We start from the raw sequence: 11,698 nt of genomic DNA, 5'->3' as shown, positions 1-11,698 counted from the left end.
CTGTTTTAAGAACTTTTTTAGAGGATGTGGGGGCATCGAGAGTGCTAAATGCGCACCCAATCCGGAAGTGCGGTGAAAAACCGAGGTCCGCAGACCAGACCCCCTGTTTTAGACTTCCGCCACCCACGGTTTTGTCGGGAAAAATCTGGTTGTGCTCGGCGGTTTCCGTTTCCCCGCGCTTCCGGAAAACTACGGTAGCAGCGAGTGTCGGAAGTGGAAACGCAACAATTACCCCTCGGAAAACAGCCCGTAAACGCGAAAGCCGATTTTCGGCGATTCCCACGGACAAAGTCAGACGTTCTGTCGCAAAGCCTCATCACAGTTGAAACTGTTAGGAAAAGCACAATTCCAGTCAATCCTCTACCGAAAACCGTAGCGAATTAAGACTGAGCAACAACACGTCAATAAAGATACATGCAAGCAGAAAATCTCACAGGTTTTTGTATCTTTCGACGGAGTTCATTATACGAGCAAACTGCTCGCGTTTTCCCAGATTGCACAAAATGCGCCGCGAATGGGTGCATCTCCATACGCCTCTACAAAAACCTGTACCTTTTTGCACAACAAAAAAGCCGCTCTAACCAGCGGCTTTTCTTCTATAGACAACAAAAAAGGCGACCGCCCGCGAGGACGATCGCCTTTGTTAATTCTTGTATAGTTTGTGCTAGGCGCGAGTCTTGATCTCCTCGAGCACCTTAGCCACAAACTCGTCAACGCTCATCTGAACAGTCTCGTTGGAGCGATCGCGGACGGAGATGTTACCGGCCTCGACCTCCTTCTCGCCCAGGATGAGCATGTAGGGCACGCGGTCGATGCTGCGGGCCTCGCGGATCTTGTAGCCGATCTTCTCGTCGCGGTCGTCGCAGACCACGCGAATGCCGGCCTCCTCCAGCTTGGCGCACACCTCGTGGGCGTAGTCGCGGCTCTTCTCGGAGACAGGAAGCGCCTTGACCTGCACGGGGGCCAGCCAGGTGGGGAACTTGCCCGCAAAGTGCTCAATCAGAATACCGATGAAGCGCTCGATGGAGCCAAAGCACACGCGATGCAGCATGATGGGACGCTTCTTGGTGCCGTCGGCGTCCACGTACTCCAGGTCAAAGTTGAGCGGCATCTGGAAGTCGAGCTGGACGGTACCGCACTGCCAGGTACGGCCGAGCGAGTCCTCCAGGTGGAAGTCGATCTTGGGGCCATAGAAGGCGCCGTCGCCCTCGTTGACCTCATAGTCCATGTGCAGCTGCTCCAGAGCGGTGCGCAGACCCTCCTCGGCGCGCGCCCAGTCCTCGTCCGAACCCATAGAGTCCTCGGGGCGGGTGGAAAGCTCAACGTGATACTTAAAGCCAAACTTCTGGTACACGGAGTCGATAAGGTTGACCACGCCCACGATCTCGTCGGTCAGCTGATCGGGACGCACAAACAGGTGGGCGTCGTCCTGGTTAAAGCAGCGCACGCGGAACAGGCCGTGCAGGGCGCCGCGCAGCTCGTGGCGATGCACCAGGCCAATCTCGCCGGCGCGAATGGGCAGCTCGCGGTAGGAGTGCGGCTTGGAGGCGTACACCAGCACGCCGCCCGGACAGTTCATGGGCTTAATGCAGTACTCTTCGTCGTCGATGACGGTGGAGTACATGTTGTCCTTGTAGTGATCCCAGTGGCCCGAGGTCTTCCACAGCTGCTTGTTCATGATGAGCGGCGTGGAGATCTCCACGTAGCCGGCCTTGTGGTGGATCTCGCGCCAGTAGTCCAGCAGCGTGTTCTTAAGGATCATGCCGTTGGGCAGGAAGAACGGGAAGCCGGGGGCCTCGTCGCGCATCATAAAGAGGTCCATCTCGCGGCCGATCTTGCGGTGGTCGCGCTTCTTGGCCTCCTCCAGCATGTGCATGTGCTCGTCGAGCTCTTCCTTGGTGGCAAAGGCGACGCCGTTGATGCGGGTGAGCATCTTGTTGTCCTTGTCGCCCTTCCAGTAGGCGCCCGAGACGCCGGTGAGCTTAAAGGCCTTGAGCGCCTTGGTGTAGCAGATGTGGGGGCCGACGCACATGTCGATGTAGTCGCCCTGCTGGTAGAAGGTGATGCGGGCGTCGTCGTCCAGGTCGCCGATGTGCTCGACCTTGTACTTCTCGCCGCGCTCCTCCATAAGGGCGATGGCCTCGGCGCGGGGCTTCTCGTACACGGAGAACTTGAGGTTCTCCTTGACGATCTTCTTCATCTCGGCCTCGATCGCGGGGAAGTCGTCCTCGCTGATCTTGACGCCCTCGGGCAGGTCGACGTCGTAGTAAAAACCGTTGTCGGTCGCGGGACCGTAGGCAAAGTCGGCCTCAGGATAAAGACGCTTGATGGCCTGCGCCATGATGTGCGCGGCGGAGTGGCGGATGACGTGCGTGACCTCGTCCTGCGGGAGCTCGGCCACCGAACCGTCATTGTAGAGTGCCTTCATGGGTATGTTTTCTCCTCTCGGATGCCTGATGCAAGTGCGCGCGATGCGCTCGGCGTTTTTGACTTGCATCATTATAGGCAGGTTGCCTTGGTATACAAGCGCCCGCCGCACCTTAATGGCACGGCGGGCGATTTTCTACGCATGCTTCATCGTGTGGGGGCGGGGCTGCGGGATGCGCGGCGCCCGCGGCTTGCAGCCGGCCCGTCGATGGATGCGTTACTGGATGCGAGTTCGGCAGTAGGGGCAGACCTTCCAGTGCGCGTCGAGCGGGCGATGGCAGCTGGGGCACACGTTGCGAACCTGGGTGTCGCACACGGGGCAGACAATAAAATCCTTCTCGATGGGCGCGCCGCACTGCGGGCAGGTGCCGTACTGGGCAAGCTGGCGCTCGCGCAGGGCCATGTCCAGCTCCTGCTCCTCGCGGTCGGACGCGTAGGAGTGCGGGCGCAGGACCAGGTAGGCAATGAGGCCCACAAACGGGATAAGGGCGATGATGCCCCATGCCACGTAGGCACTGGCGCCGCGGCGGCGAGCGTCGATGAACACATAGACGACCGACAGCACATACAGGGCGATGATAAAACCAACGAAGGCATAGACGACGCCCATAAGCTGCGGCGACATGAGCTCGGAGATGTACTTGGACATTGGGGTGTACCTTTCGGGATATTTACAGTCCGGTCAAGTTTACCACGGGGTTTGTTTATATGGGACCACGGCTAGGGGCGGGGCTGGCGCGGACACAAACATCTCAATCTGTAACAGGTGGAAGCGGAATCCGGGTCTAGATGTTACAGGTCGAGACAAACGGAGGACCCGCCAGACTAACATCTCGATCTGTAACATCTGTAACCCGAATCCTCGTCTAACTGTTACAGATCGAGACGAACGGTTGCCGTAGTTGTCGGCAGACGAGGTTCTCGACATTGCCGGGTCTCCCCTCGCCTGCCGTTGGCGGGTGTTGCGTGGCTGTTCGCCGCATTGCCGCCGCGCTGGGGGCGTGCAGACCGTAGGATAGTCTTATTGACAGCCTGTCAACTTGTCTGGGAGGCACTGTGGCAGAAACGTTTGATATCGCGATTGTCGGCGCGGGCATCACCGGATGCGCTATCGCGCGACAGCTCGCGAGATTTGACCTTTCCATTTGCGTGGTCGAGGCGACCAACGACATCGCGCTGGGCGCGTCGAAGGCCAACGGCGGCCTGGTGCACGCCGGCTACGATCCGGCGCCGGGCACCGTAAAGGCACAGGTCAACGCCCGTGGTTGCGAGCTATATGGCACGTGGGCTCAGGAACTAGGCTTTTTGTTCCGCCGCACCGGGTCGATGGTGCTGGGCTTTAACGACGAGGACCGCGCGCACCTGGAAAAGCTGCGCCAGAATGGCCTGGCGAACGGCGTGCCCGAGCTGTCGATCGTCGGACCCGACCGCATCCACGAACTGGAGCCGCGCGCCAGTGCCGATGCAACGTGCGCGTTGTGGTGCCCCTCGACTGGGTTTGTCGACCCGTTTGAGGTTGCCATCGCCGCGCTGGAGAACGCCGTGGCCAACGGGGTGACGTTTATGCGGTCCGCGTCGGTGGAAGCAATTGAAGTCGCGGGCTCGGGCGACGACGCGCACTTTACGCTGGCGACCCCCGCTGGCAACGTGCGCTGCCGCTACTTGATCAACGCCGCGGGCAACGGCGCAGCCGAAATCTCGCATATGGCGGGCGCCGAGGAGTTTCAGATGGTCTGGCGTCAGGGCAACATCGTGGTGCTGGACAAGGAACCGCGCACGCTCATGCCGCTCTACCCCGTGCCGACGCCGGTGTCGAAGGGCGTTATCGTGACGGGCACCGTGCACGGCAACACCGTGATCACCGCGACCGCCGCCGTGCGCGAGCCGGGCGACACGCAGACCTATGCGAGCGATGTGAGCGCGCTGCTGACCGGCGCGCGCAAGCTGGTGCCCGATCTTGATACGCGACGCGTGGTGCGCGCATTTGCCGGCGGGCGTCCGGTCATTCAGGAAACGAACGACTTCTTTATTGGACAGTCAGCCGTGGTGCCGGGGCTGTTCCAGGCGACGGGCATTCAGTCGCCGGGTGTGGCGAGCGCGCCGGCCATTGCCGAGCGCATGGAGCTTGTGATGCGCGAGGCGGGCGTGGAGCTGCACGAGCGGACGGACTGGAACCCAATTCGCCGCGCGCCGGACGATTTTGACCGCATATCGCTGGCGCGCAAGGAGGAGCTGATCGAGTCCGATCCCGCGTGGGGCCAGATTGTCTGCCGCTGCGAGACGGTGCCCGAGGCCGAGATCGTGGCCGCGATCCGACGCCAGCCAGGCGCGGTCTCGGTCGAAGGCGTCAAGCGCCGCTGTCGCGCCGGCATGGGCCGGTGCCAAAGCGGCTTTTGCCAGAGCCGTGTAGTGACGATTCTTGCCCGCGAGCTGTGCTGCGACCCCAGCGAGGTGCTGTTGGAGGATACCGGATCTTGGCTGGTTGAGGGACCGTTGAAGGGGGTGCGCTAGGATGGCGGAATTCAAATCGAGCGCGATTGATTGCGGCGTCGTAGAAGCCATACAAACGCAAGCCTTCGAAGTAGTCGTTATCGGCGGCGGACCTGCCGGCATGGCGGCCGCGCTGGCCGCGCATAAGGCCGGAGCGCGCGTGGCCATCGTGGAGCGCGAACAGCACCTGGGCGGAATCCTCCGCCAGTGCATCCACCCCGGCTTTGGCCTGTCGCACTTTAAACAGGAGCTCACCGGTCCCGAATACGCGCAGCGCTTTATCGACCAGGTGCACGCAACCGACATTGCGCTGTTCTTGGACAGTATGGTGCTTGGGATTGATGAGGCCTCGGACGCTCCGGACGCGAACGACGCCGAAGCCCACACCGTCACGCTCATGAGCCCCGCCGGCATGTTGCAACTCACCGGACGCGTGGTCGTCCTTGCCATGGGCTGCCGCGAGCGCACCCGCAGCGAGATCAAGATACCCGGCAGTCGTCCCGCCGGCGTGTTTACGGCCGGCCTGGCGCAGCGATACATCAATATCGAAAACCTCAAACCCGGCTCGCGTGCCGTCATCTTGGGCTCGGGCGACATCGGGCTGATCATGGCACGCCGTTGCACGCTCGAGGGAATTTCGGTCGAGGGCGTGTACGAGCTCATGCCGTACGCCAACGGCCTGCGCCGCAACGTCAAGAACTGCCTGGACGACTTTGGAATTCCGCTGCACCTGTCCACCACCGTCACACGCGTGATCGGCCACGACCGCGTGGAAGCCGTCGAGGTGAGCCAAGTAGACGAGCGTCTGGCGCCCATTCCGGGGACCGAGCGCATTGTTCCGTGCGACACGCTGCTGCTTTCGGTGGGCTTGATTCCCGAGAACGAGCTTTCGGTTGCCGCAGGCGTGGAGCTTGACCCACGCACGCGCGGAGCCGTGGTGGATCAGAGTCTGCAGACGGGCGTGCCGGGCATCTTTGCCTGCGGAAACGTGCTGCACGTGCACGACCTGGCCGACAACGTGACGACCGAGTCCGAGGGGGCTGGCGCAGCTGCGGCGGCGTGGGCGCTGGGTGGCGGCGCGGGTGTGACGCCTGGCTGCGAACTCACGGTCTCCCCTGCCGGTATCGCGGGCTACGCGCTGCCGGGACGCATTACGGCCATGGCGCTCACCAAACTCAACTTCCGTGTACGCCGGCCGGTCGACGCCGCCCGCGTGCGCATTCTGGCAGGCAACGAGGAGCTATTCGCAGGCAAGGTCCGCGCGTTTAAGCCAAGCGTAATGGAGAGCTTCCCGCTGCCGGCAAAGGTGATTCAACGCGCACTCAACCTGGGCGTCAGCGAGATTGTCCTATCCGTCGACCCTGTTGAGGAGGCGTAGTCCATGAGCGATAACGCAATCGAAACGCTGCAGTTCAACTGCACAACCTGCCCATCCGAATGCCTCCTGACCGTGAAAGTCGAGCGCACCGCCGACGGCCACGTGGCGGAAGTACGCTCCGTAACCGGCAACAGCTGCCCGCGCGGTGATAAGTTCGCACATCAGGAGCCCACCCGCCCCATGCGCGTACTCACCACCACCGTTGCTGTATCCGGCGGCGACGAGACGCTGCTGCCTGTCCGCACCGCCGAGGCCATCCCGCTAGAACTCCACGCCCAAGCCATGGCCCGCATCCGCGGCCTAGTCATCGACGCCCCCATCCGCATGGGCGACATCGTGCTGGAGAACCTCCTAGACACCAACATCAACCTAATCGCCAGCATGGACATCGGCCCTGTCTAAGCAGCCCATTTGGGACGGGGGCCTTTTAGCTACCCCGCCATCCACCCTGCCCTCCTCAGTTGCGGTGAAATAGATCCTGATTTCCGCCATAACCCCGGCATCTAGGAACTATTCCACCGCAACTTGCCTTGGGATCGGTATTTAGCTTGTGCCTACTGGTGGCGCGCGCAGACGTGGTGTAAGAGTGTCCTGAGGTCCGTCGCTGCAAGCCCCGATGTTACTCCTTCTTGAGGCCGCGCTTCTCGACTATCTCGTCCACTATCTCCCTGGCGCGCCGCCCGAGCGCGCGGCGCCTCCCCTCTGTCGGGGCCGGCCTGTCCGCGGTCTCGGCGAAGCCCTCGGCGGCCGAGGCCTCGGAGAACACGCGCTGCTGGGACCACTGCCCCTCGGTCTCCATGAGGCTCGCGCACGTCAGGCGCAGCATCGACTCCCTCGAGGGGAAGGACTGCACGACCCTGTAGCGGCGCTTGATCTCGCGGTTGGCGCGCTCCTGGACGTTGTTGGTGCGGAGCTTGGCCCAGTGCGCCCTGGGGAAGGCCGTGAACGCCAGCGCGGAGTCCTCGGCCTGCTCGAAGACCTCGCCGGCCCTGGCGGACACCGACGCCACCCAGGGCGCCGCCTCGGCCCACACGCAGCGCGCGAGGTCGGGGTCGTCCTGGTAGACCGCGGCGTGCACGAGGTCCCTGACGGCCGCCTTGGAGTCCTCGGGCCTGCCCGAGCAGGCGCTCTGGAGGTTGCGCTGCAGGTGCGTCACGCAGCGCTGCCAGGCGCAGCCCTGGAACAGGCGCGAGACGGCGGCCACGAGCCCGGCGTGGCTGTCGGAGACCACGAGGCGGACGCCGGCCAGCCCGCGCTCGCGCAGCCCGCCGAGGAATGCCGCCCAGGAGTCCTCGCTCTCGGTGTCGACCACGTCGCAGCCCAGGAAGTGCTTGCGCCCGTCGGCGCCCAGCCCGATCGCGGTCACGACGCCCTGCGAGACGACCGACGAGCCGACCCTGCAGCTCATGTAGGTGGCGTCGAGCCACAGGTAGCAGCACGGCGTGCCCGAAAGGTCGCGGCGGCGGAACTCCGCCACCTCGGCGTCGAGGTCGGAGCAGAGGCTCGAGACCTCCGAGCTCGACAGCGAGGATATGCCCAGCTTGGACGCCACGCGCTCGACCTTGCGGGTGGACACGCCGCACACGTACATCTCCTGCACGATGGCGGCCACCGAGGTGTCGACGCGCGACCATCGCGCGAGCATGCCCTCGGGGTAGTAGGTGCCGTGCCTGAGCTTGGGTATCTCGAGCTCCACGTCGCCCACGGCGGTCTTGAGCGACCTGGGGCGGTAGCCGTTGCGGCTGTTCTCCCTGCCGTCGCTGCGCTCGTTGCGGCTCGCGCCGCACATCTGCTGGGCCTCGGAGTCCATCAGTGCGTTCATCACGCCGCCCAGCACCCTGCACGCGAACTCGCGCGCGTCGCCGCACTCCTGCCAAAGCCTCGCCGCCTCGAGGGCCTCGTCGCGACCGAGGCGCAGTACACTCTCTTCTTGGGGCATCGCCTTTCCTTCCATTCGTCACCTTCATTACTCCAACGACGAATTCTAGGCGGTGTCCCCTCCCTTTCAAGAAAGGGCGGAGGCGGGGCATGCCCCGCCTCTTACACCACATCTCTGTGCGCTACCTGCCTACTTTAGTGCCATCTCAAAACTATGCCGGATTACGGGGCTGATTCGGAGACCCCCATCCATACCGGCAATTTTCGATTTTTGATAAGCCGTCTACCTGCGGTTTTAATTTAGCGATTTTTCCCATGGTCAAGTAATACAGGTCCAGCCCCGTAATCCGCCATACTTTTGAAACCAGCCCATTTGGGACGGGCCTCTTTTAGCTACTTTTGCCCGAACGTTCGCTCAAATGATTTTTCTGGGACGGGGATTAAATAATCATTCAGCACCCAATGATTATTTAATCCCCGTCCCAGAAAAATCATTCCGTATGTTTGACGCAGCTAAAATAGCCCCGCCGCAAATTGACTACCCTGGCATTGGGGATACCATGGTGGCACCCTAGCGAAAGGATGTTTTATGGCACATGTCGATGACCAGCGCGTGGCGCGCGTGCTCGATGCGCTCGAGGCTCAGCACCCCGGCGCGCAGCTGCTCGTAAACGACCCGTGGTCGATCTACTACCTGACCGGTTTTTATGCCGATATGTTCGAGCGTTTTTGCGGTGTGCTGCTCGCGCGCGGTAGCGAGCCCGTGATCTTGGTCAACGCGCTGCATCAGCTGCCCGAGTACGACAATGCCCGCGTGGCCTATCACACCGATACTGACGTTGTGGCCGACGCCATCGTTCGCGAGATCGATCCGACCAAACCGCTCGGCATCGACACCGTTATGCGCTCCGGCTTTTTGATGCCCCTTATGGATCGTCACGCCGCGAGCGAGTTCTTCCTGGGCGACTTTGCCGTCACCGCCGCACGCGCCCACAAGGATGTCACCGAGCAGGAGCTTATGCGCGCGTCCTCGGCCGCTAACGACGCCGTGATGGCCGACGCCATCAAGCTCGTCCACGAGGGCGTGACGGAGCGCGAAATTGCCGACCAGATGCTCGGCCTGTATCGCAAGCACGGCTGCGAGGGCTTTAGTTTTCCGCCCATCGTAAGCTTTGGCGCCAACGCCGGCGACCCGCATCACGAACCCGACGATACCGTGCTCAAGCGCGGCAACGTGGTGCTGTTCGACATTGGCGGACGCCGCTGCAACTACTGCTCGGACATGACGCGCACGTTCTTTTGGGGCGAGCCGGACGAGGAGACGGCGCGCATCTACGATATCGTGCGCCGCGCCAACGAGGCTGCCGAGGCGCTCATCGCGCCGGGCGTGCGTATGTGCGACCTGGACCGTGCCGCACGCAACGTAATCGAGAATGCGGGCTATGGGCAGTACTTTACGCATCGCCTGGGTCACTCGATCGGCCTGCAGGACCATGAACCGGGCGACGTCTCGCTCGTTAACGAGCAGGTTGTCGAGCCGGGCATGACCTTCTCCATCGAGCCGGGCATCTACCTCCCCGGCCGCACCGGCGTCCGCATCGAGGACTTGGCCCTGGTCACCGAGTCCGGCGTCGAGATTCTCAACGCCTATCCCCACGATCCAGCCTGCCTAGACTAGGCAATACGGCAAAGGGGCAGTCCCTTTGTCGCATTCCGATTACACTATGCCACGAAAACGGCCTATCTACTACATTTAACCTGCATGGGTCGACCATGCGGGTCTTTTTTGAAAATCAACAAGCCGTCTACCTGCGGTTTTGATTTCACGATTTTCCGTGTGGTCGAGGGTAGTCGCCAAAACGTAGTAGATAGCCCCATTTCGTGGCAAGCGAGTCAACTCGAGGCACAGGGCAGCTAAAAAAGCCCCGTCCCAAATTAGCTGTTTTTGAGTTGCGGTGATATACGGACTGTTTAAGGCTTCTAGCCCATAAAACAGTCCCTATTTCACCGCAACTGATGAGGGGATGGGTTAGCGGAGCAGGCCGGCTACTTCACCGACTAGGGTGATGGTGCCGGCTGCTACGAAGGGCTCGCCCGCGGCCTTGAAAGCTGCAAGGGCCTCGGAAACGCTGGGGTATACGCCCGCGAGCTTATCGGCATCAACGAGGGCGGCGAGCTCCTCTGCCGGCAGGGCGCGATCGGAATCGGTCTGCGTCACGACCACGCGCGGGAAAGCCGGGATCAGCACGTCAACGATACCCGCCACGTCCTTGTCTGCCAGCGCGGCGCACAGCAGCGTGGGGCGATTCTCCACGCACGGATCGATCTCGTCCAACGCGCTCACAAAGTTCTCGCAGCTCTGGGGGTTATGGCAGGCGTCGATCAGCTTGAGCGGATCGGTTCCCAGCACATCAAAGCGACCCGGCGTGGGGCAGCCCATAAGAGAAGCGTCGAGCGACTCGTGGTCGAGCTCGCGGCCCAGATAGCCCTCGCACAGCATAATCGAACACGCGGCATTCTGCGGCTGATATGCCGGCTTGACCATACTCGACGTATAGATCGCACGCGGCGTGGTGCAGCTGAACTCAACCGTGTCGCCCACATGCGCCGGCACCTTAGTCGTGACATGGCTCACCACGAGCGGCACCACACCGCATTCGCGGCAACGGGCATCCATCACGCGCTGAACACTTGCCTCATGCGTGCCCTCGCCCAGAACAACCAGGCGTCCGGGCTTAATGACCGCAGCCTTCTCACCCGCAATGGCCTCGAGCGTATCGCCCAAAATACGTGTGTGATCGAGCCCAATACCCGTAATGGCAACGGCGACGGGATCAGTCGCACTCGTGGCGTCCCAACGACCGCCCATGCCAACCTCGAGCACGGCAACATCCACCGCGGCCTCGGCAAACACCACAAGCGCGGCGGCCGTCAGCAGGTCAAACGGAGTAATGGTATAGGCGCGCTCCCCCGTCGCCACACGGTGCGCATTCACCCGACGTCCCGCCTCAACAGCGGCAGAAACGCCACGGGCAAAGGCCTCGTCGCTCACGACGCGTCCATCGACCTCCATGCGCTCGGGATAGCGAACAAGCTGCGGCGACGTATACAGCGCGGTCTTGAGCCCCTCACCACGAAGAATGGCAGCCGAAAAACGCGTGGTCGAAGTCTTGCCATTGGTGCCGGCAACCTGAATGCAATCGAAATACTCGTCCGGACGACCAAGCTCATCGAGCATATCGACAACCGTCTCAAGCAGAGGCCCAGCATCCCCAGAAATCCGCCCCGTATCAGCAGCCAGCCCCACAGCCTCATCAAACGAAAGCAACTCAAACGAGAAAGGAACGACATACGACCCAGAACGCTTAGCCATAACCCAAAGTCCCCCATAACAGAAAAAGAGGCTCATCAAAAAGAATGAGCCCCTCGCGTTGACAATTTCAGCCTTTACCCGATTGCAGCAAGATCAAGGCCACAACCCAGTGGCCCCAACACGCCAGATGCAAACAACCACGTAAACGAACT

At 61.9% G+C, this 11,698-nt stretch carries 8 protein-coding genes; 4 read left to right on the top strand and 4 right to left on the bottom strand.

What is annotated here, in order from left to right:
• Positions 1–664 precede the first annotated feature (664 nt).
• Positions 665–2,428, bottom strand: coding sequence for a threonine--tRNA ligase (gene thrS / locus ACKUTP_RS07205; RefSeq protein ID WP_117757052.1), 1,764 nt, complete (start codon positions 2,426–2,428; stop codon positions 665–667).
• 216 nt (positions 2,429–2,644) lie between these two features.
• On the bottom strand, positions 2,645–3,076 hold the full coding sequence (locus ACKUTP_RS07200) for a double zinc ribbon domain-containing protein (protein WP_409063948.1): 432 nt from the start codon (positions 3,074–3,076) through the stop codon (positions 2,645–2,647).
• A 407-nt stretch (positions 3,077–3,483) separates the two neighbouring features.
• Between ACKUTP_RS07200 and ACKUTP_RS07195 the strand changes: the two genes are divergently transcribed.
• From ACKUTP_RS07195 to ACKUTP_RS07185, 3 genes are read left to right on the top strand one after another with little or no spacing between them, the layout of a single operon-like run.
• Positions 3,484–4,938 carry an NAD(P)/FAD-dependent oxidoreductase gene (locus tag ACKUTP_RS07195; RefSeq protein WP_409063947.1) on the top strand — a complete coding sequence of 485 codons (1,455 nt, stop codon included), beginning with the start codon at positions 3,484–3,486 and terminating at the stop codon, positions 4,936–4,938.
• Position 4,939: 1 nt separating this feature from the next.
• On the top strand, positions 4,940–6,295 hold the full coding sequence (locus ACKUTP_RS07190; protein WP_409063946.1) for an NAD(P)/FAD-dependent oxidoreductase: 1,356 nt from the start codon (positions 4,940–4,942) through the stop codon (positions 6,293–6,295).
• A 3-nt stretch (positions 6,296–6,298) separates the two neighbouring features.
• Positions 6,299–6,697, top strand: a complete 399-nt coding sequence (locus ACKUTP_RS07185; RefSeq protein WP_409063945.1) for a DUF1667 domain-containing protein — start codon at positions 6,299–6,301, stop codon at positions 6,695–6,697.
• Positions 6,698–6,914: 217 nt separating this feature from the next.
• Here ACKUTP_RS07185 and ACKUTP_RS07180 read toward each other — a convergent pair whose 3' ends face one another.
• The gene (locus ACKUTP_RS07180; protein WP_409063237.1) at positions 6,915–8,249 is read right to left on the bottom strand and encodes an IS256 family transposase; all 1,335 of its coding nucleotides are present in this window, start codon (positions 8,247–8,249) and stop codon (positions 6,915–6,917) included.
• 513 nt (positions 8,250–8,762) lie between these two features.
• On the opposite strand from ACKUTP_RS07180, the gene ACKUTP_RS07175 reads away from it, so the two are divergent.
• Complete coding sequence (locus ACKUTP_RS07175) at positions 8,763–9,851, top strand: M24 family metallopeptidase (RefSeq protein WP_409063944.1); 1,089 nt, start codon at positions 8,763–8,765, stop codon at positions 9,849–9,851.
• Positions 9,852–10,202: 351 nt separating this feature from the next.
• Here the strand turns inward: ACKUTP_RS07175 and ACKUTP_RS07170 are convergent, their stop codons facing one another.
• On the bottom strand, positions 10,203–11,546 hold the full coding sequence (locus tag ACKUTP_RS07170) for a bifunctional folylpolyglutamate synthase/dihydrofolate synthase (protein WP_409063943.1): 1,344 nt from the start codon (positions 11,544–11,546) through the stop codon (positions 10,203–10,205).
• Positions 11,547–11,698: the final 152 nt, after the last annotated feature.

The sequence above is a fragment of the Collinsella sp. wc0529 genome (assembly GCF_046116875.1).
GTDB lineage: Bacteria > Actinomycetota > Coriobacteriia > Coriobacteriales > Coriobacteriaceae > Collinsella.
Note: the sequence above shows the minus strand (reverse complement) of the source record. Positions and strands in the feature narration are given on the sequence as shown.

Excerpts from the sequence above, each read along its gene's own strand:
- thrS (WP_117757052.1), bottom strand. The coding sequence starts at position 2,428 with ATGAAGGCACTCTACAATGACGGTTCGGTGGCCGAGCTCCCGCAGGAC.
- ACKUTP_RS07200 (WP_409063948.1), bottom strand. The coding sequence starts at position 3,076 with ATGTCCAAGTACATCTCCGAGCTCATGTCGCCGCAGCTTATGGGCGTC.
- ACKUTP_RS07190 (WP_409063946.1), top strand. The coding sequence starts at position 4,940 with ATGGCGGAATTCAAATCGAGCGCGATTGATTGCGGCGTCGTAGAAGCC.
- ACKUTP_RS07185 (WP_409063945.1), top strand. The coding sequence starts at position 6,299 with ATGAGCGATAACGCAATCGAAACGCTGCAGTTCAACTGCACAACCTGC.
- ACKUTP_RS07180 (WP_409063237.1), bottom strand. The coding sequence starts at position 8,249 with ATGGAAGGAAAGGCGATGCCCCAAGAAGAGAGTGTACTGCGCCTCGGT.
- ACKUTP_RS07175 (WP_409063944.1), top strand. The coding sequence starts at position 8,763 with ATGGCACATGTCGATGACCAGCGCGTGGCGCGCGTGCTCGATGCGCTC.
- ACKUTP_RS07170 (WP_409063943.1), bottom strand. The coding sequence starts at position 11,546 with ATGGCTAAGCGTTCTGGGTCGTATGTCGTTCCTTTCTCGTTTGAGTTG.